Below are 22,921 nucleotides of genomic sequence, written 5' to 3'. Positions count from 1 at the left end.
CTGGGTCGGGGTCCTAGATCTGGGTCGGAGGCCTAGCTCTGGGTCGGGCTCGCGCCGCCGCTTTGGCTTTCGCTCGGCGGCGGTGACGAGTCCGTGGGCGTGGACGCGCTCGGGGACGGCTCAGACGGTGTGGGGGTCGGGTCGGACGGCGTCGGTGTCGGGTCCGGACTGCTCGGGCTCGGGTCGGAGGGCGTCGGGCTCGGGTCCGACGGGCCGGGGCCCGGGTTGCCCGTGTTGGACGGGCCGGGGCCGGGGCTCGACGGGGTCGGGTCGGAGGGGCCGGGCTGCGAGGGGTGCGAACTCCCGTATCCCCCGACCGAGATGACCGCACCGGACGGGCCGATGCCGATGCGTGCCGACCAGTGCCCGGCGGGCTCCCGGTCATGATCGACGTACACCCGGATCGTGAACGACTCGCCGGGGCGCAGGGTTCCCGACGTGCTCGACAGGTAGAGCCAGCTCGCTCCTGTGTGCGCGGACCAGTGGACCGGTGAACTTCCGGACGCCGTCAGCGTGATCAGGGTTGTGGAGCCGCTGGGCTGCGCGTCGACGGTGAGCCGCCCCGGGCCTGACTGCGTCGGGCCGCCGGGGCTGATGACCTCCACGGAGACGTCCGGGGAGCGGCTGCCGGCGGTGAAACGGGTGTCCGGGGTCGTACTCGCGTTCCCCGCGTTCTCGTACGCGCCGTCCGTGCGGTTGCGGCCGAGCCCGCCCGTCTCGCCGGACTCGCTCGCGCTGACCGAGCGCCCGTCCTGCCCCTCGCCCGTCTCCGGCGCCCCCCGGTACGCCGCCCAGAGCGCGAGCACCGGGGCGGCCACGACGGTGGCGACGACCGTGGTCGTGACGGCACGCGCGCGTAGCCGGTCGCGGCGGGCGGCGCGGTCCTTGGGGTCCATCGGGAAGCCGCGCCGGTCGAAGCGGGGTACGACGCCGCGCTGGGGGCGCGCGGCGTGCGCCATGGCGGCGTGCAGGGCCGCGCGGGGCGCCGTCACGAGGGGCAGGGCTGCCGGGGTGACCGAGGTGCCGGGCCAGGCGCCGGGGGCGGCGCGCTCGGCGGTACGGCGGCAGCGCGGGCAGTCGTCGACGTGCCGGACCAGCTCACGGCGCAGGGCGGAGCTCAGCAGGAGCTGGTTGTCCCCGGTGAGGCGGGCGACGCTCGGGCAGGTGCCCGTCTCGACGACGGCGAGCGCGGCGCGGGTGCGTTCGACCTCGCAGGCGGCCGAGGCGAGGAGTTCGCGGGTGAGCGCCGGGTCGGACCCTAGGGCGGCGGCGACCTCGCGGGGGGACAGCTGGTGCCGCACGGCGAGTTCGAGGGCCTCGCGCTGCTCGGGCGTCGTGCCGGCGGCCTCCGGCCAGGCGAGGAGGGCGAGCTCCCGGCGGCGGCGCGCCTCGGTCTCGTCGGAGAGGGTTCCCGGTGGGGTTGTCTGTGGGGTTCCCGGTGCGGTTCCTGGCTGGGAGGGGATCTTCGAGGCGGGGGCCCCATGAGAGGCGGGGCCGCCCTGGGACACCGGCCCTTGGGGGGCCTTCGGCTGAGCGGGGATCTCCTGGCGGCCCGCCGCGTGCGCTCCCTGCCTGCGGCGCTTCGCCTCGGTGAGGGCACGCAGGCAGGACCAGCGCGCGAGCGCGTACAGCCAGGCCTTGCGGTCGCTCTCGGCCTCGGGGCCGCGCGAGCCGCGGCGCTCGGCCAGGGCGAGCGCGTCGCCCAGGGCCGCGACGGCGTCGTCGTGATCGCAGAGGACGGACAGGCAGTACGTGAACAGGCCGTCCAGATGCGGCTCGTACCGTGACGCGGGGCCCTGGGAAGACGCGGGGGCCTGGGGAACGGTCCGTGGCGCAGGTCGCTCGCGCCCGTCGCGGTGCGCCCGGTGTGCGCCGGTGGTCTGCGTGGGAGTTTGCGGCCTGCTCGTCATCACCCGTGCGACCGTAGGTGGATGGTGCAGCACCCTTCCTCCCCCTTGGGCACATTTAATCCGTACGGGTGAAACGATCCCTCGAAAGGGGACGCGATCTTTCATTTCCGTTCGGGGAACACCTGCTCGGGGGTCCTATGTGCGCCAGGGCGCACAGGCGCACACCGGGCGCGGGGCCGGGCTGTCAGTGGGCTCGGTTACGGTTCCGTGCATGGCTGCCCGTACGAAAACCGCCAAGGACCGTCCGTCGTACCGCTGCACCGAGTGCGGCTGGCAGACGGCCAAATGGCTGGGGCGCTGCGGCGAGTGCCAGGCCTGGGGGACGGTCGAGGAGTACGGCGCGCCCGCCGTGCGCACGACCGCGCCCGGCCGGGTCACGACGTCCGCCGTCCCCATCGGCCAGGTCGACGGCCGGCAGGCCACCGCCCGCTCCACCGGCGTGCCCGAGCTCGACCGGGTCCTCGGCGGCGGCCTGGTGCCCGGTGCCGTCGTGCTGCTCGCGGGCGAGCCGGGCGTCGGCAAGTCCACCCTCCTGCTCGACGTCGCCGCCAAGGCCGCCAGCGACGAGCACCGCACGCTCTACGTCACGGGCGAGGAGTCGGCGAGCCAGGTGCGGCTGCGCGCCGACCGCATCAAGGCGATCGACGACCACCTCTATCTCGCGGCCGAGACCGACCTGTCCGCCGTCCTCGGCCACTTGGACGCGGTGAAGCCCAGCCTCCTGATCATGGACTCCGTACAGACCGTCGCCTCCCCGGAGATCGACGGCGCACCCGGCGGCATGGCCCAGGTCCGCGAGGTCGCCGGCGCGCTCATCCGCGCCTCCAAGGAGCGCGGCATGGCCACCCTTCTCGTGGGCCACGTCACCAAGGACGGCGCGATCGCCGGACCCCGCCTCCTGGAGCACCTGGTCGACGTCGTCCTGTCCTTCGAGGGCGACCGGCACGCGCGCCTGCGCCTGGTGCGCGGCGTGAAGAACCGGTACGGGACGACCGACGAGGTCGGCTGCTTCGAGCTGCACGACGAGGGGATCACCGGGCTCGCCGACCCCAGCGGGCTGTTCCTCACGCGCCGCGACGAGCCCGTCCCCGGCACCTGCCTGACCGTCACCCTGGAGGGCCGCCGCCCCCTCGTCGCCGAGGTGCAGGCCCTGACCGTCGACTCGCAGATCCCCTCCCCGCGCCGCACCACCTCCGGTCTGGAGACCTCCCGCGTCTCGATGATGCTGGCCGTTCTGGAGCAGCGTGGCCGGATCAGCGCGCTCGGCAAGCGCGACATCTACAGCGCGACGGTGGGCGGAGTGAAGCTCTCCGAGCCGGCCGCGGACCTCGCCATCGCGCTCGCCCTCGCCAGCGCGGCGAGCGACACCCCGCTCCCCAAGAACCTCGTCGCGATCGGCGAGGTGGGCCTCGCGGGCGAGGTCAGACGCGTGACGGGGGTGCAGCGGCGGCTCGCCGAGGCGCACCGGCTCGGCTTCACGCACGCGCTCGTGCCGGCCGATCCGGGGAAGGTCCCGGCCGGTATGAAGGTCACCGAAGTCGCCGACATGGGGGACGCTCTGCGGGTGCTGCCGAGGAGCCGTCGCCGAGAGGCCCCACGGGAGGCGGAGGAGCGCCGGTAGACTTTGCCCTGGTCTCGCCCATGCGTACGAACCCAGGGCATTGAAGATCTGCGCCAATCGCAAGATCTGGGACATCTGCGGTATCTGCGAATATCTGCGACATCTGCGACCGGAGGAGTGCAGTGGCAGCCAACGACCGGGCAGCAGCTCCCGGCAAGTCCGGCGGGAGCTCCGGTGCCGATGGGCTGATGCGGGCCTCACTGAGCGCGGTCGCGCCCGGTACGGCGCTGCGTGACGGCCTCGAGCGCATCCTCCGCGGGAACACCGGCGGGCTCATCGTGCTCGGCTGGGACAAGACCGTCGAGTCGATGTGCACCGGCGGCTTCATCCTGGACGTCGAGTTCACGGCGACGCGGCTGCGTGAGCTGTGCAAGCTCGACGGCGGCATCGTGATCGACAAGGACATCACCAAGATCCTGCGGGCCGGCGTCCAGTTGGTGCCCGACCCGACGATCCCCACGGAGGAGACGGGCACGCGGCACCGCACGGCGGACCGCGTCAGCAAGCAGGTCAGCTTTCCTGTGGTGTCCGTCTCGCAGTCGATGCGGCTCATCGCTCTTTACGTGGACGGGCAGCGGCGCGTTCTTGAGGACTCGGCGGCGATTCTGTCCCGTGCGAATCAGGCGCTCGCCACTCTTGAGCGGTACAAGCTCCGTCTGGACGAGGTCGCCGGGACGCTCTCCGCTCTGGAGATCGAGGATCTTGTCACCGTGCGGGACGTGACCGCGGTCGCTCAGCGGCTCGAAATGGTGCGGCGTATCGCCACCGAGATCGCCGAGTACGTGGTGGAGCTCGGTACGGACGGACGGCTTCTCGCGCTTCAGCTCGACGAGTTGATCGCCGGGGTGGAGCCTGAGCGGGAGCTGGTGATCCGGGACTATGTGCCGGAGCCCACCGCGAAGCGGTCTCGGACCGTCGATGAGGCGCTCTCCGAGCTGGACGCGCTCACCCATGCCGAGCTGCTTGAACTGTCCACCGTGGCCCGTGCGTTGGGGTACACCGGGTCTCCCGAGACCTTGGACTCCGCGGTTTCGCCCCGTGGGTTCCGGTTGCTGGCGAAGGTGCCTCGGCTGCCTGGGGCGATCATCGAGCGGCTGGTCGAGCACTTCGGGGGGTTGCAGAAGTTGCTTGCCGCGAGTGTGGATGATCTGCAGACGGTGGATGGGGTCGGGGAGGCCCGGGCTCGTAGCGTGCGCGAGGGGCTTTCTCGGCTGGCGGAGTCATCGATTCTGGAGCGGTACGTCTAGTTTTTGGCGGGGGTGTGGGTGGGCCGGGGGGCTCGGGGGTTCGACTCGGATCCCTTGGGCGGCTTGTTCCGGTTCGCTGTCGGCGCCCTGTTTTTACGGGTGCGGGGCCGCGCCGGGATGTACGTGCTCGCTGTTCTAGCGGTTTACGTAGCCGGGCTTATGGCACCTGCGTGTGGTGCTGGTGGCTCCGCGCGCACATCCCGCCACGGCCCCTTCCGTTTCGTACGCGGCCCAGGGCCGGTGGGGGCCGTTTCTCGGGTTCGCTCGTCTCGTACGTTCCTGATCGCCGGTGGGGCGTGCCCTCCGGGGGGCCGTCAGTCCTTTGACAGGACGAAGGACTGTTGGATCTTGGGGAGTTGGGGGGCCTTTGCCTCTACCAGGTAGGTGCCGGGGGTTGCCGGGGCCTGGGTGGGGGTGGCGCATTCGGGGGCGCTCGGCTGGCGGTTCCATTCCACCGTGTGCGTGGTGCGACCTCCGGCCGGTACGCGGAGCAGCAGGCTGCCGGGGCCCTTGGGGCAGTCCGCCGAGGACCAGATCGGGGTGTCACTGCCGGCCTGAGTGATCGTCAGGACCGCGTTCTTCGGGCCCAGGTCCAGCTTGCAGTCCTTGGCCGTCGTGTTCTTCGCCGTCAGCTCGAACTTCGGCTTCTCGTCCGGGGCGTACGTGTTCTGCACGCTCTTCAGGGTGAGGGTGACGCCGCCTGCGGTGCAGTCCGGGAGGCTGGAGCCTGCGGGGAGTGCGGCGCCGGCGCCTCCGCCGCCCTTCGCTCCGTCGTCGGGGCCGGAGCCGGAGCCGGCGCCCTGGTCAGAACCCGAGCCGTCGCCGTTGGCTCCGCCGGAGGAACCTGCGCCTCCGCCGCCGCCCGACTCATCGCGGCCGCCGGGGTGTTGGCTGATCGCGGGGCCGGACTGGGAGGGGCCGGGCGTGATGGAAGAAGGCGCGGTGCCCTTGCCGTTCGTCCCGCCGGCGCTGGTTTTGCCGCTCCCGCCACCGGAGTTGACGGCCCATACGATCAGCAGCGCGAGCAGCGCCACCATGGACAGCAGAACGGCCCTCCGGCGCCAGTAAATGGTGGAGGGAAGCGGCCCGATCGGATTGCGCAGAGATCCCACGGCGCAAACTGTACGAGAGATCCGCCGGTTATCCCGCCCCTACCCGCCGCCTCGGGCCACGAGTTCTGCGGATCATAGTCCCGGACGGTGTTTTCGGCGTCCGTTCCTACGTCGCGCGGTGACCCGGGATGTGAGGGCGGCCGGGCATTACGTACTGTCCGGGACCATGGGAACCATGGACTCCGACCTCTATCTCGACATCACGCGCTTCGCCCACGACACACCGTCGTGGGTCCAGCACCTCATGGAGGTGTTCACCGAGCTCGGCCTGCTGGTCTTCGCCGCGCTCTTCGTGGTCGCCTGGTGGCGGGCCAGACGCGGCGACTCGCGGGCCCTGGCCGTCGCGGTGCTCGCCCCGCTGGCCACCGGCGTGGCGTACGTGATCAGCGAGGTGATCAAGTCCGGTATCGACGAGGAGCGGCCCTGCCGTGCCGTGACCGGGCATCTGTCTCCTCTGGTCGCCTGCCCGCCGCACGGCGACTGGTCGTTCCCGAGCAACCACGCCACGATCGCGGCCGCCGCGGCCGTGGGTCTCGCGCTGGCGTGGCCCGCGATCGGCTGGCTCACCATTCCGATCGCGCTCCTCATGGCGTTCTCCCGTGTCTTCGTCGGCGTCCACTACCCGCACGACGTGGCCGTGGGTCTGCTGCTCGGGGCGCTCGTGTCGTTCCTGGTCGTACGTCTGCTGACCTCGTCGGCCACGCGGGTCGCCGTCTCGTTGCGGAGTTCGCGGAACGGGGTCGCCCAGCTGTTCGCCGGGCCCGGTGACGGTGCCGTGCCCGTGGCCGGCGCTCCTCGTCACGCCCATCGGCGCTGATCCGGGGCGCTGCGGCGCGGAGCCCGGGCATCCGTTTGTGTAGTCAAGGGCATGTGGGCGAGCCAACCCGTTTGCGCCGCACCCTTTCCTTGCCGTGCCTGCTCACCATGGCAGGATCTCCATGCCATGACAGCGCCCACGAAGAGCAGTAACGAGTCCCTGCACGCCCCCGTCATCGACTGGTTCGCGGAGAACGCCCGCGACCTTCCCTGGCGCCGCCCCGACGCGGGCCCCTGGGGCGTGATGGTCAGCGAGTTCATGCTCCAGCAGACGCCGGTGAACCGCGTCCTCCCCGTGTACGAGCAGTGGCTCGCGCGGTGGCCGCGTCCCGCCGATCTGGCCGAGGAGGCACCCGGCGAGGCCGTGCGTGCCTGGGGCAGACTCGGTTACCCGCGCCGCGCCCTGCGGCTGCACGGTGCCGCCGTCGCCATAACGGAACGGCACGGCGGCGACGTACCCACCAGCCACTCGCAGCTGCTCGCGCTGCCCGGCATCGGCGAGTACACCGCCGCCGCCGTGGCGTCCTTCGCGTACGGGCAGCGGCACGCCGTCCTCGACACGAACGTCCGACGGGTGTTCGCGCGCGTGGTCAGCGGTGTGCGGTACCCGCCGAACGCGACGACCGCGGCCGAACGCAAGCTCGCCCGCGCGCTGCTGCCCGAGGAGGAGTCGACGGCGTCCCGCTGGGCGGCCGCCTCCATGGAGCTCGGCGCCCTCATCTGCACGGCGAAGAACGAGAACTGCCAGGCCTGCCCGATCGCCGCGCAGTGCGCGTGGCGGCTCGCGGGCAAGCCCGAGCACGTGGGCCCGCCGCGCCGCGGGCAGACGTACGCGGGTACGGACCGCCAGGTCCGCGGCAAGCTGCTCGCCGTACTGCGGGAGGCCGTCGCTCCGGTGCCGCAAGGCGCGCTCGACCGGGTGTGGCACGAGCCCGTGCAGCGGGCGCGCGCCCTGGACGGGCTGGTCGCGGACGGTCTCGTGGAACCGCTGCCCGGCGGTTTCTACCGGCTCCCCATGAGCTGACGGGCGTAACTCCTTACCCACGGCTTACGCCTGTTACACAACCGACGGACAGCCGTGCGTCCTCCGCAGGCTGAAGCGGACCCTCCCGTGACACCGCCTCCGTAGCTTCTTCCATGTGCCGCTCACCCCTCAGGTGTCGGCCGGGAAATCGCGAACTGGTCGCGAACGGGAGGCGGTTGGAATGAGTCACGGCGAGGTGCTCGAGTTCGAAGAGTACGTCCGTACTCGGCAGGATGCTCTGCTGCGCAGCGCCCGGCGGCTCGTGCCGGACCCCGTCGACGCCCAGGACCTGCTGCAGACCGCGCTGGTGCGGACGTTCGGGCGGTGGGACGGCATAGCCGACAAACGGCTCGCCGACGCCTACCTGCGCCGCGTCATGATCAATACGCGTACGGAGTGGTGGCGGGCCCGCAAGCTCGAAGAGGTGCCCACCGAGCAGCTGCCCGACGCGAGCATCGACGACTCGACGGAGCAGCACGCTGACCGCGCGCTCCTCATGGACATCATGAAGGTGCTGGCTCCCAAGCAGCGCAGTGTCGTGGTGCTGCGACACTGGGAGCAGATGTCCACCGAAGAGACGGCCGCCGCCCTCGGCATGTCGGCCGGAACTGTGAAGAGCACGCTGCACCGGGCGCTGGCCCGGCTCCGCGAGGAGCTGGAGAGCCGCAACCGCCAGGAGTCCGGCGACCGCGTGCTCGAACAGGAGGAGACGGAGCGTTGCGCGGCGTAGGCATACGTGCCGTTCGGGCGCCGAGGGCGGGGAGTACGGCTGTGGCCGCGCTCGCCGCCGTCGGCGTTTTGCTCGGCGTACTCACCGGCTGCTCGGCCGGTGGCACCGGCGCCCGCGACGAGGGGCCGGCCCGCACCGACCCGGTGGGCTCGGCCGTCCCGAAGAACGTGCCCCCCTCCCCCTCCACAGCCGCGACCAAGAAGGTCGACGCGGTCAAGCTCATCAAGAACGACCCCGAGGTGAGCTCGGACGTCAAGGAAGACCTCAAGCCCTGCGTCGGCAAGGAGTACCCGGTCGACGTCTCGTACGGGACCCTGACCGGGAACACCGCGAACGACGTGGTCGTTAACGTCATGACCTGCGGAGACGCCGTCAGCATCGGCAGCTACGTGTACCGGGACGAGGGCGGGAGGTACACGAACGTCTTCAAGGCCGAGGAGCCTCCGGTGTACGCGGAGATCGACCGGGGCGACCTGGTCGTCACCAAGCAGGTGTACGAGAAGGGCGACACGGTGGCCTATCCGTCGGGCGAGGACGTGTTGACGTACCGCTGGACGGCGGGGCACTTCGTCGAGCGGACGAAGATCCACAGTGACTACAGCAACGCCGTGAACGGGGGCTCACCCGCGCCCTCCGACAACTGAGACGAAACGTAGACGACCTAGATGGCCGGGGCGACCTGGACGAGCGACGAGGAGCAGCGGATTCGGATGGCAGAGCAGACACACGTCCTGTTCGTCGAAGACGACGACGTCATCCGCGAGGCCACCCAGCTCGCCCTCGAGCGGGACGGCTTCGCGGTCACGGCCATGCCGGACGGCCTGGCCGGGCTCGACGCGTTCCGGGCCGACCGGCCCGACATCGCGCTGCTCGACGTGATGCTGCCCGGCCTGGACGGCGTGAGCCTGTGCCGCCGGATCCGGGACGAGTCCACCGTGCCCGTGATCATGCTGTCGGCGCGGGCCGACTCGATCGACGTGGTTCTGGGGCTCGAGGCGGGCGCCGACGACTATGTGACGAAGCCGTTCGACGGGGCCGTCCTCGTGGCCCGCATCCGGGCCGTCCTGCGGCGCTTCGGGCACGCGAACGGGTCGGGTTCCGGAGCGTCCGCCGACTCCGACGACTCGGACGCGGCCATGAGTGTCCTGCAGTTCGGTGACCTGGAGATCGACACCGAGGGCATGGAGGTCCGTAAGGGCGGGGTCACGGTCGGGCTGACGCCTACGGAGATGCGGCTGCTGCTCGAATTCTCGTCCGCGCCCGGCACGGTCCTCTCCCGCGACAAGCTGCTCGAACGCGTGTGGGACTACGGCTGGGGCGGGGACACCCGCGTCGTCGACGTCCATGTGCAGCGGCTGCGCACGAAGATCGGCCAGGACCGGATCGAGACGGTCCGCGGCTTCGGCTACAAGCTCAAGGCCTGACGGCTGGTGGCGGAGTCGAGGTCGGTGGAGGTGTGGGTGACGGCGGCGGTGGCCGTGGCGGTGCCGGGTGTCCGGCGAACCGTTCTCTCGGGCGGGGGCGTGGCAGGCCGTCGGCGCCCCAGGAGCGTGATCGAGATATGAGCCGCGTCGCCGCGACCCCGCGCGCCCGGCTCGGGTGGCCGCCGCTGCCCCTGCGGCGGCTGCGCCCGGCCCTGCACACCGGTGTGCGCTGGAAGATCAGCGTCGCCATCGCCGTGGTCGGAGCGCTCGTCGCGCTCGCCCTGAGCCTCGTCGTGCACAACGCCGCCCGCGTCTCGATGCTGGACAACGCACGCGACGTACAGGACGAACGCATCCAGTTCGTGGCCCGTCAGTACGAGGCCAACGGGCGCGGCCTCCCCGTCGGCTTCAAGGTCGACGACCCAGGCATCCCCCCGGACCTGCGCGAGACGGCGATGGCCGGGCGGCGCGCCACGTTCGTCTCCGAAACGCACGGCGTGCCCGACATCTGGGCCGCGGTACCGCTGGGCGACGGCCGGCTGCTGTCCGTGCACACCCGCTTCACCGACCGCAGCGCCACCGTCATGAAGGACCTCGACCAGGCCCTGATCATCGGCTCGATTTCGGTGGTGTTCGGCGGCTCCGCCCTCGGCGTGCTGATCGGCGGACAGGTCTCGCGACGGCTGCGCAAGGCGGCGGCCGCGGCCAGGGAGGTCGCGCAGGGACGCGCCGACGTCCGGGTCGGGGACGCCATCGGCGGTGTCGTACGTGACGAGACCGACGATCTCGCGCAGGCCGTGGACGCCATGGCCGACGCCCTCAAGCAGCGCCTCGAAGCCGAGCGCCGCGTCACCGCCGACATCGCGCACGAACTGCGTACGCCGGTGACCGGGCTGCTCACCGCGGCCGAGCTGCTGCCGCCGGGCCGCCCGAGCGAGCTGGTCAAGGACCGGGCGCAGGCGATGCGCACGCTCGTCGAGGACGTGCTCGAAGTGGCGCGGCTTGACAGCGCGACCGAGCGGGCTGAGCTCCAGGACATCCTGCTCGGCGAGTTCGTGACGCGCCGGATCGGCGCGCGCCACACCGACGTACGGGTGACCGTGGTGCACGAGTCCGAGGTCACCACCGATCCGCGCCGCCTCGAGCGGATCCTCGTGAACCTGCTCGCCAACGCCATGAAGCACGGCCGTCCGCCGGTCGAGGTCAGCGTCGAGGGCCGGCTGGTCCGCGTACGCGACCACGGGCCCGGGTTCCCGGAGGATCTGCTGGAAGAGGGGCCGAGCCGGTTCCGTACGGGCTCCGCCGACCGGGCGGGGCAGGGGCACGGGCTCGGGCTCACGATCGCGGCCGGCCAGGCACGCGTACTCGGCGCACGCCTCACGTTCCGCAACGTACGCCCGGCGGGCACCACCACGGACACGCCGACGGAGGGCGCGGTCGCGGTCCTCTGGCTCCCGGAACACTCGCCGACGAACACGGGGAGTTTCCCGATCTTGCGGCTGCCGGACTGAGGCGGGCACGCCGCGGCGCGTGCCCCGGCCAGACGCTGCGGATACGGCGAAGGCCCCCGGCGCGTATCCGCACCGGGGGCCTTCCGCAGCCGGGGAGGGCCAGGAGGAGGACCTGCTCAGCTGGTCTTGGCGACCGGCTCCGGCGCTCCCTTGCCCATGTCCACCGGCTTCGCGTCGTCGGACGCGTCCGCCGTCTCCTTGACCGGCCCCGCTCCCCGCAGCGGCACCTCCTTGACGAAGAACGCCACGACCAGCGCCGCCACCGCGACCGCCGCGCCGAGCAGGAACGCCGAGTGCGTACCGGCCGACACCGCGTGCTGGTAGGCGTCGCGGGCCGCGGCCGGCAGCTTGGCCAGGCTCTTGGCGTCCAGCTGGGCGGACTTCCCCGTGAGCGCGCTGCCCATCGCGCCGGCGCGCTCGGCCATCACGTCCTGGACGCGGTTGTTGAAGAGGGCGCCCATGATCGCGACGCCGAAGGAGGAGCCGAGCGTACGGAACAGGGTCGTGGAGGACGAGGCGACGCCCATGTCCTTGAGCTCGACGCTGTTCTGCGCGACCAGCATCGTGATCTGCATCAGGCAGCCCATGCCCGCGCCGAGCACGGCCATGTACAGGCCGGACGTGAGCCGCGTGGTCTCCGTGTCCATCTGCGCGAGCAGGAAGAGCCCGGCGATCATCAGGACCGAACCGACCAGCGGGAACACCTTGTACTTGCCGGTGCTGGTGGTGACGCGGCCCGCGATCAGCGAGACGACCATCATCGAGAGCAGCATCGGCAGGAGCAGCAGCCCGGAGTTGGTCGCGTCCGCGCCCTGCACGGACTGCTGGTAGAGCGGCAGGAAGAGCACCGCGCCGAACATCACGAAGCCGGTGATGAAGCCGATGAGGGACATCACGGTGAAGTTGCGGCTGCGGAAGATGTGCAGCGGCATGATCGGCTCGGCCGCCTTCGTCTGGACGAAGACGAAGCCGACGAGCGCGGCGACCCCGATGCCGATGAGCTCCATGATCACGGCGGAGCCCCAGGCGTACTGCGAACCGCCCCAGGTCGTCACGAGCACGATCGACGTGATGCCGACGGTGAGCAGCGCGGTACCGAGGTAGTCGATCTTGCCCTGCGAGCGCTTCTTCGGCAGGTGCAGGACGGCGCTCACCATGGCGAGGGCGACGGCGCCGAGCGGCAGGTTGATGTAGAAGGACCAGCGCCAGCCCCAGTTGTCGGTGATGCTGCCGCCGACGAGCGGTCCGCCGATCATGGCGAGCGCCATGACGCCGGCCATCATGCCCTGGTACTTGCCGCGCTCCCGGGGCGGTATCAGGTCACCGATGATCGCCATGACGCCGACCATCAGACCGCCGGCGCCGAGGCCCTGGATCGCCCGGAAGCCGATGAGCTGGGGCATCGTCTGGGCCATGCCGCTGAGCGCGGAGCCGATCAGGAAGACCACGATCGAGGTCAGGAAGGCGCCCTTCCTGCCGTACATGTCGCCGATCTTTCCCCAGATGGGGGTCGAGGCGGCGGTCGCGAGCGTGTAGCCGGTCACGACCCAGGAGAGGTGTTCGAGGCCGCCCAGTTCGCCGACGATCGTGGGCATCGCGGTGCCGACGATCATGTTGTCGAGCATCGCGAGCAGCATCGCGATCATCAGTGCCATCAGGACGACACGCACACTGCGCGGCTTGGGCGCACTGTCCGTGCCGCCGCCCCCTCTGCCGTCCACCGCTGTCGTTCCGGTATCCGCCGCCATCTTGCCCACTCCCCGGTCATCCACTTGTCTCGGTGCGCCGCTACTTACTTGCCGACCGGCAAGCTGGCTACACTGAGGTGAAGATAGAGCGCCAACTAGCCGGGCGTCAAGTAAGTTTGTCTTGGCACTCCCAGCCGGCCCCGCAACCAGCACTCGCCACCAGCACTAAGGAGCAGCCACACCATGGGCAGCAGCAAGCAGCGTCGCGGGAACACGCGGCAGCGCATCCAGGACGTGGCGCTGGAACTGTTCGCCGAGCAGGGTTACGAGAAGACCTCGCTGCGGGAGATCGCCGAGCAGCTGGACGTGACCAAGGCCGCGCTCTACTACCACTTCAAGACCAAGGAAGACATCGTCGTCAGCCTCTTCGAGGACCTGACGAAGCCCATCGACGAGCTGATCGAGTGGGGCCGGGAGCAGCCCCCCACCCTGGAGACCAAGCGGGAGCTCGTGGAGCGGTACAGCCACGCGCTCGCCGACGCGGCGCCCCTGTTCCGGTTCATGCAGGAGAACCAGGCCACGATGCGTGAGCTGAGCATCGGCGAGATCTTCAAGTCCCGTATGACGACGCTCCTCGACCAGCTGCTGCCGCCGGACGCGACGATGACGGAACGCGTCCGCTGCTTCAGCGCGATCTTCTCGATGCACGCGGGGCTCTTCGTCCTCAAGGACGTCGAAGGCGACCCCGAGGAGAAGCGCAATGCCATCCTCGAGGTCGCCACCGATCTCATCACCCAGGCACACCACCGCGCCTGAGCTCTCATATTCAGTTCTTGCTGGTCAGACCCAGTTCGTACGGGTCAGACCTGGTTCATGCCTTACGGGTCAGACCTTGACGCCCACGGAGTGCAGGAAGTCGACCGGGTTGACCGCCGAGCCGTAGTTCGGGGTGTTACGGATCTCGAAGTGCAGGTGCGGGCCGGTGGAGTTGCCGGTGTTGCCGGAGAGCGCTATGTGCTGACCGGTCGTGACCGTCTGGCCGACGTGCACGTCGATGCGGGACAGGTGCGCGTACTGCGAGAACTTGCCGTCGCTGTGCTTGATGACGATGGCGTTGCCGTACGCCGGACCGTCACCGGCACCGTTGCCACCGGCCTTGACGACTACGCCGGTGTGGGCGGCCATGACGTTCGTGCCCAGCGGCACGGCGAAGTCCTGGCCGGAGTGCTTGTGCGACCAGTGGCTGCCGCCGAGGCCGAAGCCGGCGGAGAGCTTGTAGGTCTGGACCGGGTCTATCCAGCTCGCGGCCTTCTTCGCGGCGGCCTGCTTGGCCTGCGCGGCGGCCTGCTTCGCCTGCTCGGCGGCCTTGGCCTGGGCCTGGGCCTGCGCCTGGACGGAGGCGGCGACGGTCTTCGGAGCCACCGCGTTCCCGGGAGTGCCGTCGGCGGCGACCGCGGCCCCGGCCCCCAGCAGCGCCGTGGCTCCCAGCGTGGCGGTCACGATGGCCGCCCGCTTACGGAGCTGGGACGAGCCGGCGGAAAGGATCATGGTGCGCTTCGACATTCGAGGGTTACCTCCGGGTTGATGGGCTTGAATCCGCCCGGCACGCATTCGCCTCGTGCCGGGCTGGCCATTCATTGGTAACCCGAACGCCCATCTCGACTCAAAGGCCCCATCTACTACCTAAAGCCGTACTAATTGATCACCACTTCAACCTCTCGACAGCCACGGATCACGCCCTGCGGCCTGTCCCTTTTGCTCAGGAATTTCGGGTTTAGAGCCACTTCGCGCCCTTACATCCAGGCCTCCACCGGGCCCCCGCTCCACTGATCCAAGAAACGGGCATTTCACTGGAGCCCGTAGATCACGTAACAAACCTCCACCCCGGCATCGCCCCCACTATTTCGCCTAGTACCGGACAAAACGCCTGTGCCGCATGTCACCAGGAGGCAAGATCCAGAGCCCCGGGAATGTGACCGGGGCTACGCTGACGGGTCCTGATCGCGGCCCTCGGGGGGAACGTCAGATGGATCCCGCAGTCCTCGGAACACGCCTCGCGTCGAGCGTGCTCTCACCCCTGGTGAAGCAGCTCGTCACCCGGGACGGTCCGGGCGCCGGCCTCGTGGACCGGCCCGTGCGCCTCTCGGGCCTCGTCAGCTTCCGGGGCGAGAAGCGGACCCTCGGCGAGAAGGACGTCCAGCGCCTGGCGGACCGGCTGGTGCGGGAAGCCCTGGACTCCCCGGGCGAGACCCCCTTCCCGGCCGACGAGCAGCTCCTCGTCACCGCCACGCTCGCCCGCCGCCTCCTCGCCCTCGGTGACCTGGACATGGACGACGTGCAGGCGGTGCGCCTCGGCCACCGGGAGCTGGCCCGCGCCCTGCGCCGGGAGGCCCCCGCGCCCGGCCTCACCGCCGACGCCGCCTACTTCCTCGACTCGGTCACCGCGTGGGCGTGCCTGCACATCCTGCATTTCTTCACCCAGCGCTCGACGTTCGTGGCCCGCACCCTGGTCGAGCAGAGCCGCTCCCAGGCCGAGCTGATCGCCAAGGTCGACGCGCTGATCGCCCGTACGCCGCCGCGCGACGCGCAGGACACCGCGTTCGAGGTCCGCTACCGCGCCCACCTCGCCCAGCGCCACAACCGCGTGACCATCTTCGGCCTCGACCTGCACGACTCCCCCGACGTCTGGCCGCTCGACGTCGCCTACCTGAGCCTCGAAGCCACCCGCAGCGCCGCCGGCGCGGGCATGGACAGCATGGGCGGCGAACCGGCCGACCCACGGGAGACCACGACCGTCCGGGTCGACGCCGAGGACGCGTTCGACGGCCACGAGCGGGTGCTGCTGCGCGGCGAGGCCGGCTCCGGCAAGACGACCCTCATCCAGTGGCTGGCGATCACCGCGACCGACCGCATCCCCTACGTGCTGCCGCTGCGCACCCTGATCCGCGCCTCGGGGCTCCCCTCCCCCGCCGCGTTCCTGAACAGCGCAGACTGCCCGCACACCCCGCCCGACGGCTGGGCGGAACGCGTCCTGACGGCGGGGCGGGGCCTCGTCATGGTCGACGGCCTGGACGAGGTCCCCTCCGCCGATCGCCCGCGCGTACGCGACTGGCTGCTGGGCCTCGTACGCGCCTTCCCCGGCAACCGCTGGCTGCTCACCGCCCGCCCCACCGCCGTACGCCCCCAGTGGCTGGCCGGCGACGGGTTCGCCGAGCTGACCCTCGCGCCCATGGAGCGCCGCACGGTCGACGCGTTCGTCCGCCGCTGGCACAAGGCGGCCGACGCACCGGAACACGAGGAACCGCTCCTGGACGCCCTGCGCACCAAGCCGGACCTCTCGCAGCTCGCGACGAACCCCCTGATGTGCGGCCTGATCTGCGCGCTCCACCGCGCGCGGCGCGGCTATCTGCCGCCGCGCCGCAAGGCCCTGTACGACGCCGCGCTCCAGATGATCCTCACCGAGCGGGACCGCCAGCGCGGCATGGGCGGGCTCGACGGCATCGAACTCGACACCGAGGACCAGACCGAACTCCTCCAGCGCCTCGCCTACTCCCTGGTCCTCGCGGGCCGCTCCGAGATGGACGAGTCGACCGCGCTCACCCTGCTCGAACGGGCCCTGCCGTCCGTTCCCGACGCCGCGCGCCAAGGCGACGCCCGCACGATCCTGCGCCACCTCCTGCTGCGCAGCGGCGTCCTGCGCAGTCCTGCTCCGCAGGTGGTCGACTTCGCGCACCGCACGTTCCTGGACCACCTGGCCGCGCGCTACGCGGTCGAGGAGGGCCACCTCGACGTCCTCCTCGGCCACGCCGACGACACACAGTGGGAGGACGTCGTCCGCATGGCGGTGGCCCACGCCCGCACCCGCGAGCGGACGACGCTACTGCGTGGGCTGCTGGCCGAGGACAGCCCCCGGCTGACCCTGCTCGCCCTGGCAAGCCTCCAGGACGCGTCCGCCGTAGAACAGGAGGTCCAGGAGGAGGTCAAGGAACGTGCCGCTTCCCTGATCCCACCCCGAACCCAACAGGAAGCGGCGCAGCTCGCGCAGGCGGGCCCGTTCGTACTGGAACTCCTCCCCGGGCCGGACGGCCTGACGGACGAAGAGGCCCTCGGAGTCGTGACCACGGCGTCTTTGGCCGGGCACGAGGGCTCGCTCCCGGTCCTGAAGCGCTATCGCAGTCACCCGTCACTGAACGTACGGCGACAGTTGGTGGGCACGTGGCGGAGGTTCGACGCTCAGGAGTACGTGGACGATGTGCTGGCTCATGTGGAGCGGGACGAACTCGATCTGACGGTACGCAGCAAGGAACAGCTGCAGGCAATGCGGACAATGACGCCGTGGGCGCGGGTCGACCTGGACGGGGCGTATCCGCTCAACACGTTCATGGACGCGCTGGATCCTCAGGACGCCCAAAACCTGGTGCTGCGCAACAACCCGCACGTGACGGATCTACGGCAACTGCAGGCCCTGCCCGCCTTGGAGTTCCTGTCGCTGATGTACTGCCCCGAGATCCGCGACCTCACGCCGCTCTCCTCCATGCGGCTGCGCCATCTGTCCGTGATCCAACTGCCGTCACTTCCGGCGCTCACAGGCCTGAACCGGCTGACGAGCCTTTCGTCGCTGAGCGTCATCCAGCCGATCCCCGGCGACTCGCTCGCGGCGGCCCTGCCGGTCGGGGCGCCGCTCGAACAGCTCATCCTCGCTGACGGAGCCACCGACATCACCGGGCTCTCCACCCTGACCGAGTTCCCGCGCCTGACTCACCTCAGCCTGGGCAACGGGCTGGCTCCCCTCGGCCCACACGACTGGCGCGCGCTCGCCACACACCCCGCCCTCACAAGCCTTTCCCTGGAGGGTGCATTGCTGCCCCCGGACGGGCCACCCACCGAACTGCCCGGTGTTCACGTCTTCACGATGCACCTGAAGACGGGCGCCGAGAACGTCGCCCCCTTTGCCCCGGCCGTCCCTGCCGCGACCACCGTCCGCATCTACGGCGCCGAGGACGCGGAACTAGCCCCCGACGAGTTCTACGCCGGCCTCTTCCCCCAAGCCGAAGTCACCGTCCACCGATGGGACAGCTGACCCGGGAACGCGAAAAAGGAGCCACCCGGGACCGAAGTCCCGGGCAGCCCCTTTCAATGGCGCACCCCGGAGGGCTACGCCTCCTTGCTCAGGTTCGGACCGGCACCGCCGGCCGCCGACTCGATCGGCGGGACGTCCGGCAGCGTGGACTTCTCCTCGCCGCGGAAGGTGAACGTCTTGGCCTCACCCTCGCCCTCCGTGTCGACGACCACGATGTGGCCCGGGCGCAGCTCGCCGAAGAGGATCTTCTCGGAGAGCGAGTCCTCGACCTCGCGCTGGATCGTGCGACGCAGCGGACGCGCGCCGAGCACGGGGTCGTAACCCTTCTTGGCCAGCAGCTCCTTCGCGGACTGGCTGAGCTCGATGCCCATGTCCCGGTCCTTGAGGCGCTCGTCGACCTTGCCGATCATCAGGTCGACGATCTGGAGGATGTCGTCCTGCGTCAGCTGCGGGAAGACGACGACGTCGTCCACGCGGTTGAGGAACTCGGGGCGGAAGTGCTGCTTGAGCTCGTCCGAGACCTTGTTCTTCATGCGCTCGTAGTTGGACTTCGTGTCACCCGTGGCGGCGAAGCCGAGGTTGAAGCCCTTCGAGATGTCACGGGTTCCAAGGTTGGTCGTCATGATGATGACCGTGTTCTTGAAGTCCACGACGCGGCCCTGGGAGTCGGTCAGGCGACCGTCCTCCAGGATCTGCAGCAGCGAGTTGAAGATGTCCGGGTGGGCCTTCTCGACCTCGTCGAAGAGGACCACCGAGAACGGCTTGCGCCGCACCTTCTCCGTCAGCTGGCCGCCCTCTTCGTAGCCCACGTAACCGGGGGGCGAACCGAAGAGACGCGAGACCGTGTGCTTCTCGCTGAACTCCGACATGTCGAGGGAGATCAGCGCGTCCTCGTCACCGAAGAGGAACTCGGCGAGCGCCTTGGACAGCTCGGTCTTACCGACACCGGACGGGCCGGCGAAGATGAACGAACCACCGGGACGCTTCGGGTCCTTCAGACCGGCGCGCGTACGGCGGATCGCCTTCGAGAGCGCCTTGACGGCGTCCTTCTGGCCGATGACGCGCTTGTGGAGCTCGTCCTCCATGCGCAGCAGACGCGAGGACTCCTCCTCGGTCAGCTTGAAGACGGGGATGCCGGTCGCGGTCGCGAGGACCTCGGCGATCAGCTCGCCGTCGACCTCGGCGACGACGTCCATGTCGCCGGCCTTCCACTCCTTCTCGCGCTTGGCCTTCGCGGCGAGCAGCTGCTTCTCCTTGTCGCGGAGCGAAGCTGCCTTCTCGAAGTCCTGGGAGTCGATGGCCGACTCCTTGTCGCGGCGCACGCCCGCGATCTTCTCGTCGAACTCGCGGAGGTCCGGCGGCGCGGTCATCCGGCGGATGCGCATCCGGGAACCGGCCTCGTCGATCAGGTCGATCGCCTTGTCCGGGAGGAAGCGGTCCGAGATGTACCGGTCGGCCAGCGTCGCCGCCTGGACGAGGGCCTCGTCCGTGATGGAGACGCGGTGGTGGGCCTCGTAACGGTCGCGCAGACCCTTGAGGATCTCGATCGTGTGCGGCAGCGACGGCTCCGCGACCTGGATCGGCTGGAAGCGGCGCTCGAGCGCGGCGTCCTTCTCCAGGTGCTTGCGGTACTCGTCGAGCGTGGTCGCACCGATGGTCTGGAGCTCACCGCGGGCCAGCATCGGCTTCAGGATCGAGGCGGCGTCGATGGCGCCCTCGGCGGCACCCGCACCGACCAGCGTGTGCAGCTCGTCGATGAACAGGATGATGTCGCCGCGGGTGCGGATCTCCTTGAGGACCTTCTTCAGGCGCTCCTCGAAGTCACCGCGGTACCGGGAGCCGGCGACCAGCGCGCCGAGGTCCAGGGTGTAGAGGTGCTTGTCCTTGAGCGTCTCGGGCACCTCGCCCTTGACGATGGCCTGCGCGAGGCCCTCGACGACGGCGGTCTTGCCGACGCCGGGCTCGCCGATGAGGACCGGGTTGTTCTTCGTGCGGCGGGACAGCACCTGCATGACCCGCTCGATCTCCTTCTCGCGCCCGATGACCGGGTCGAGCTTGGATTCGCGGGCGGCCTGCGTGAGGTTCCGGCCGAACTGGTCGAGGACCAGGGACGTGGAGGGCGTGCCCTCGGCAGGACCACCGGCTGCGGCGGTCTCCTTGCCCTGGTAGCCGGAGAGCAGCTGGATGACCTGCTGCCGCACCCGGTTGAGGTCGGCGCCCAGCTTGACCAGGACCTGGGCGGCGACGCCCTCGCCCTCACGGATCAGGCCGAGCAGGATGTGCTCCGTGCCGATGTAGTTGTGACCCAGCTGAAGAGCCTCGCGGAGCGAGAGCTCCAGGACCTTCTTGGCACGGGGGGTGAAGGGAATGTGCCCGGACGGGGCCTGCTGGCCCTGACCGATGATCTCCTCCACCTGCTGGCGGACCGCCTCGAGCGAAATCCCGAGGCTCTCCAGGGCCTTAGCGGCGACACCCTCACCCTCGTGGATCAGGCCCAGGAGGATGTGCTCGGTGCCGATGTAGTTGTGGTTGAGCATCCGGGCTTCTTCCTGAGCCAGGACGACAACCCGCCGCGCGCGGTCGGTGAACCTCTCGAACATCGTTAATCGCTCCTCAGAGCGGTCAGGCAGTAAGGGGACGCTCCCCTCCCTGTCCTTCCGCAGCTTAGTCCCGCAAGCGGGGACCGCTCATTCCAACTGCCGACACCCGGACCCCCATCTCAGAGGTTCTCAGAGGTTCTCCTGAACCGAACGCCGACAACTGCTCCAACACCGATGGTGCGAGACGATGTTCCCGCAGGCCAGGCAGTTACCCCCACCATCAGTACGCCGATGGCGAACGCAAGAGCCCCAGAAACCGCGTGTCGCCCCTCTTCACTAGGGATGTCTTACCCGCCGGGACTGACACTCCATGCGAAGCACCTCGGTTCCCTCCGCTACGGGCGAACACCCTTGCGCCACCCAACACCTCCGCCCGGTCGCATTCATAAAACTCTACGCATACACCGGTCAACGCTGCGTAACTCCGCGCGGTTCCCGGCTGTTGCTCCGAACATGGTCTCCATGGTTCCCACCGTGCCCCTGCCCCGCCGACCTCTCAACACGGGCGGCCCGGGCGCCCAGGACGGCCAGGTCAGAGAGTGGTACGAGAACGCGCTGGGCTGGGCCACCGCCCCGGGCCCGCTGGGCCTTCAGCTCCTGACCGGGCTGCGCTTCGACGTACTGGAGCTGCCCGCGGAGGCGGGGCGTGCCGTACTGGAGCGTCTCGACCCCCGCTGTCCGGTGGCGCTGCAGGGGGAGACGATGCGGCTGCTGGTGGCCGCGGGCAGTGCCGAGGAGTTGCCGGGGCTGCTCGACTGGCTGGAGTGGGGGACGCTGCCCCTCGATCTCACCGCGGTCGGCGTCGGCGGGCGGATCGACGCGCCCGTGCCCCCGGGGCGGCAGCACCCGCAGGAGGCCGCTGCCTGGCTGCGGCCTCCCGAGCCCGGATGCGACATCGAGCCGACTCTTCCGGCCCTGACGGCCATTACTGCCGTGGGGGGCGGTGGGGGCGCCCCCGGTCTCGTACGGCTGGTGGACGCAGCGGCGACCCAGTGTCACCGGGTCCGGCTGCGGCGTACCAGCGCTCAGCCGTTGGCCTTCTCGTAGGCCTCGCGGATGGACGCGGGGACGCGGCCGCGGTCGTTGACCTCGTAACCGTTCTCCTTCGCCCAGGCGCGGATCTGGGCCGTGTCCTGGCTGCTGCCGGCGACGGCCGCGCGGGCCTTGCCACGCCCGGCGGCGGCACGGCCTCCGGTACGACGGCCACCCTTGAGATACGGCTCAAGAAGTCCGCGGAGCTTGTCCGCGTTCGCAGTGGTGAGGTCGATCTCGTAAGTCTTGCCGTCCAACGCGAACGTCACGGTCTCGTCCGCCTCGCCACCGTCGAGGTCGTCGACAAGAAGGACCTGAACCTTCTGTGCCACCGGATTTCCTTTCATCGATATCTGTAGGGCCGGACCCCACGACCTCAGCCGTTGATTCGCCGTCCCCTTGTTATATGCAGTGCTGCAGTACGTCGGAAAGCAAACCGCTTTTGCTGGAAAAACACAAACCCCTGGGAGAGATCCAGGAGAGGCCCTAGGATCGGGAAGCCCGGAAAGCTGCGCGTTTCGGACATAGGGCACCTGGGCAGGGTGCTGCTCAGGAATAGCGGATGCCGATGATGACGATCACAGATGGAGAAGCATCCGGCTGTTGCCCAAGGTGTTCGGTTTCACTCGTTCGAGACCGAGGAACTCCGCGACACCCTCGTCATAGGAACGCAAGAGCTCGCTGTAGACATCTGTGTCGATCGTATCGACGGGTGCCTCTCCGATCTCCACGAAGCCGTGCTTCTGGAAGAACTCCACTTCGAAGGTGAGACAGAAAACCCGGCGAACACCGATCCAGCGCGCGGTCTGCAGCAACTTCTGCAGGAGTTGGTGACCGACGCCCGCTCCCCTGACCACCGGATTCACCGCGAGGGTGCGGACTTCCGCGAGGTCTTCCCACATCACATGCAGGGCGCCGCAGCCGACGACCTCCGCGTTGTCGTCGCGTTCCGCGACCCAGAACTCCTGGATGTCCTCGTAAAGCGTCACGGTCGCTTTGTCGAGCAGGATGCCCTCACGGCTGTACGCGTCCAGGAGTCGGCGCACGGCCGGCACATCGGCCGTCCTCGCCCTGCGTACGGTGAGTGCTTTTGCGGTGGCGTCGGGAGGCTGTGCTGGCATGAGCG

General features: G+C 69.9%; 18 protein-coding genes. 11 read left to right on the top strand and 7 right to left on the bottom strand.

The window, feature by feature from the left end; genetic code table 11:
• Positions 1-32: 32 nt before the first annotated feature.
• A complete protein-coding gene (locus ABZ893_RS27200) occupies positions 33-1,910 on the bottom strand; it encodes a hypothetical protein (RefSeq protein ID WP_361408342.1) in 1,878 nt (625 codons plus the stop codon).
• Between the two features lie 211 nt (positions 1,911-2,121).
• Here ABZ893_RS27200 and radA point away from each other — a divergent pair, with 211 nt between their 5' ends.
• A complete protein-coding gene (gene radA / locus ABZ893_RS27195) occupies positions 2,122-3,531 on the top strand; it encodes a DNA repair protein RadA (protein ID WP_361408252.1) in 1,410 nt (469 codons plus the stop codon).
• A gap of 122 nt (positions 3,532-3,653) precedes the next feature.
• Positions 3,654-4,778 (top strand): DNA integrity scanning diadenylate cyclase DisA, encoded by a 1,125-nt coding sequence (gene disA, locus ABZ893_RS27190; RefSeq protein ID WP_361408250.1) that lies wholly within the window; start codon positions 3,654-3,656, stop codon positions 4,776-4,778.
• Positions 4,779-5,092: 314 nt separating this feature from the next.
• Here the strand turns inward: disA and ABZ893_RS27185 are convergent, their stop codons facing one another.
• A complete protein-coding gene (locus ABZ893_RS27185; RefSeq protein ID WP_361408248.1) occupies positions 5,093-5,890 on the bottom strand; it encodes a hypothetical protein in 798 nt (265 codons plus the stop codon).
• 175 nt (positions 5,891-6,065) lie between these two features.
• Here ABZ893_RS27185 and ABZ893_RS27180 point away from each other — a divergent pair, with 175 nt between their 5' ends.
• The 6 genes from ABZ893_RS27180 (at position 6,066) to cseC (ending at position 11,395) form a co-directional block, all read left to right on the top strand.
• Complete coding sequence (locus ABZ893_RS27180; protein WP_361408339.1) at positions 6,066-6,707, top strand: phosphatase PAP2 family protein; 642 nt, start codon at positions 6,066-6,068, stop codon at positions 6,705-6,707.
• A 126-nt stretch (positions 6,708-6,833) separates the two neighbouring features.
• On the top strand, positions 6,834-7,730 hold the full coding sequence (locus tag ABZ893_RS27175) for an A/G-specific adenine glycosylase (RefSeq protein WP_361408246.1): 897 nt from the start codon (positions 6,834-6,836) through the stop codon (positions 7,728-7,730).
• 181 nt (positions 7,731-7,911) lie between these two features.
• Complete coding sequence (locus ABZ893_RS27170) at positions 7,912-8,460, top strand: SigE family RNA polymerase sigma factor (RefSeq protein ID WP_361408244.1); 549 nt, start codon at positions 7,912-7,914, stop codon at positions 8,458-8,460.
• A gap of 41 nt (positions 8,461-8,501) precedes the next feature.
• Complete coding sequence (locus tag ABZ893_RS27165) at positions 8,502-9,104, top strand: hypothetical protein (protein ID WP_361408242.1); 603 nt, start codon at positions 8,502-8,504, stop codon at positions 9,102-9,104.
• Positions 9,105-9,170: 66 nt separating this feature from the next.
• Entirely contained in the window at positions 9,171-9,884 is a 714-nt protein-coding gene (gene cseB, locus ABZ893_RS27160; RefSeq protein ID WP_361408240.1) for a two-component system response regulator CseB, read from the top strand.
• Between the two features lie 137 nt (positions 9,885-10,021).
• The gene (gene cseC / locus ABZ893_RS27155; protein ID WP_361408238.1) at positions 10,022-11,395 is read left to right on the top strand and encodes a two-component system sensor histidine kinase CseC; all 1,374 of its coding nucleotides are present in this window, start codon (positions 10,022-10,024) and stop codon (positions 11,393-11,395) included.
• Between the two features lie 116 nt (positions 11,396-11,511).
• Here the strand turns inward: cseC and ABZ893_RS27150 are convergent, their stop codons facing one another.
• Complete coding sequence (locus tag ABZ893_RS27150) at positions 11,512-13,050, bottom strand: MDR family MFS transporter (RefSeq protein WP_361408336.1); 1,539 nt, start codon at positions 13,048-13,050, stop codon at positions 11,512-11,514.
• Between the two features lie 276 nt (positions 13,051-13,326).
• Here ABZ893_RS27150 and ABZ893_RS27145 point away from each other — a divergent pair, with 276 nt between their 5' ends.
• Positions 13,327-13,899: a TetR/AcrR family transcriptional regulator gene (locus ABZ893_RS27145; protein ID WP_361408236.1), complete on the top strand. Its 573-nt coding sequence runs from the start codon at positions 13,327-13,329 to the stop codon at positions 13,897-13,899.
• A 69-nt stretch (positions 13,900-13,968) separates the two neighbouring features.
• Here the strand turns inward: ABZ893_RS27145 and ABZ893_RS27140 are convergent, their stop codons facing one another.
• Complete coding sequence (locus tag ABZ893_RS27140; protein WP_361408234.1) at positions 13,969-14,646, bottom strand: M23 family metallopeptidase; 678 nt, start codon at positions 14,644-14,646, stop codon at positions 13,969-13,971.
• 463 nt (positions 14,647-15,109) lie between these two features.
• Here ABZ893_RS27140 and ABZ893_RS27135 point away from each other — a divergent pair, with 463 nt between their 5' ends.
• On the top strand, positions 15,110-18,163 hold the full coding sequence (locus ABZ893_RS27135) for an NACHT domain-containing protein (protein ID WP_361408233.1): 3,054 nt from the start codon (positions 15,110-15,112) through the stop codon (positions 18,161-18,163).
• Positions 18,164-18,237: 74 nt separating this feature from the next.
• On the opposite strand, the gene ABZ893_RS27130 is transcribed toward ABZ893_RS27135, so the two are convergent.
• Positions 18,238-20,763 carry an ATP-dependent Clp protease ATP-binding subunit gene (locus ABZ893_RS27130; protein ID WP_361408231.1) on the bottom strand — a complete coding sequence of 842 codons (2,526 nt, stop codon included), beginning with the start codon at positions 20,761-20,763 and terminating at the stop codon, positions 18,238-18,240.
• A gap of 462 nt (positions 20,764-21,225) precedes the next feature.
• Here ABZ893_RS27130 and ABZ893_RS27125 point away from each other — a divergent pair, with 462 nt between their 5' ends.
• Positions 21,226-21,810 carry an SCO3374 family protein gene (locus ABZ893_RS27125; RefSeq protein ID WP_361408230.1) on the top strand — a complete coding sequence of 195 codons (585 nt, stop codon included), beginning with the start codon at positions 21,226-21,228 and terminating at the stop codon, positions 21,808-21,810.
• Here the strand turns inward: ABZ893_RS27125 and ABZ893_RS27120 are convergent.
• The gene (locus tag ABZ893_RS27120) at positions 21,789-22,127 is read right to left on the bottom strand and encodes an Lsr2 family protein (RefSeq protein WP_361408228.1); all 339 of its coding nucleotides are present in this window, start codon (positions 22,125-22,127) and stop codon (positions 21,789-21,791) included. The genes ABZ893_RS27125 and ABZ893_RS27120 overlap by 22 nt on opposite strands.
• A 246-nt stretch (positions 22,128-22,373) precedes the next feature.
• Positions 22,374-22,916, bottom strand: coding sequence for an amino-acid N-acetyltransferase (locus ABZ893_RS27115; RefSeq protein WP_361408226.1), 543 nt, complete (start codon positions 22,914-22,916; stop codon positions 22,374-22,376).
• Positions 22,917-22,921: the final 5 nt, after the last annotated feature.

Origin of the sequence: Streptomyces sp. NPDC046821 (assembly GCF_040645335.1) — a bacterium.
Taxonomy (GTDB): Bacteria; Actinomycetota; Actinomycetes; order Streptomycetales; family Streptomycetaceae; genus Streptomyces.
The sequence above is the reverse complement of the archived record's forward strand: the minus strand, read 5'-3'. Positions and strand labels throughout refer to the sequence as shown.

Excerpts from the sequence above, each read along its gene's own strand:
- ABZ893_RS27200 (WP_361408342.1), bottom strand. The coding sequence starts at position 1,910 with ATGACGAGCAGGCCGCAAACTCCCACGCAGACCACCGGCGCACACCGG.
- radA (WP_361408252.1), top strand. The coding sequence starts at position 2,122 with ATGGCTGCCCGTACGAAAACCGCCAAGGACCGTCCGTCGTACCGCTGC.
- ABZ893_RS27180 (WP_361408339.1), top strand. The coding sequence starts at position 6,066 with ATGGACTCCGACCTCTATCTCGACATCACGCGCTTCGCCCACGACACA.
- ABZ893_RS27175 (WP_361408246.1), top strand. The coding sequence starts at position 6,834 with ATGACAGCGCCCACGAAGAGCAGTAACGAGTCCCTGCACGCCCCCGTC.
- ABZ893_RS27170 (WP_361408244.1), top strand. The coding sequence starts at position 7,912 with ATGAGTCACGGCGAGGTGCTCGAGTTCGAAGAGTACGTCCGTACTCGG.
- cseB (WP_361408240.1), top strand. The coding sequence starts at position 9,171 with ATGGCAGAGCAGACACACGTCCTGTTCGTCGAAGACGACGACGTCATC.
- cseC (WP_361408238.1), top strand. The coding sequence starts at position 10,022 with ATGAGCCGCGTCGCCGCGACCCCGCGCGCCCGGCTCGGGTGGCCGCCG.
- ABZ893_RS27150 (WP_361408336.1), bottom strand. The coding sequence starts at position 13,050 with ATGGCACTGATGATCGCGATGCTGCTCGCGATGCTCGACAACATGATC.
- ABZ893_RS27145 (WP_361408236.1), top strand. The coding sequence starts at position 13,327 with ATGGGCAGCAGCAAGCAGCGTCGCGGGAACACGCGGCAGCGCATCCAG.
- ABZ893_RS27140 (WP_361408234.1), bottom strand. The coding sequence starts at position 14,646 with ATGTCGAAGCGCACCATGATCCTTTCCGCCGGCTCGTCCCAGCTCCGT.
- ABZ893_RS27135 (WP_361408233.1), top strand. The coding sequence starts at position 15,110 with ATGGATCCCGCAGTCCTCGGAACACGCCTCGCGTCGAGCGTGCTCTCA.
- ABZ893_RS27130 (WP_361408231.1), bottom strand. The coding sequence starts at position 20,763 with ATGTTCGAGAGGTTCACCGACCGCGCGCGGCGGGTTGTCGTCCTGGCT.
- ABZ893_RS27125 (WP_361408230.1), top strand. The coding sequence starts at position 21,226 with ATGGTTCCCACCGTGCCCCTGCCCCGCCGACCTCTCAACACGGGCGGC.
- ABZ893_RS27115 (WP_361408226.1), bottom strand. The coding sequence starts at position 22,916 with ATGCCAGCACAGCCTCCCGACGCCACCGCAAAAGCACTCACCGTACGC.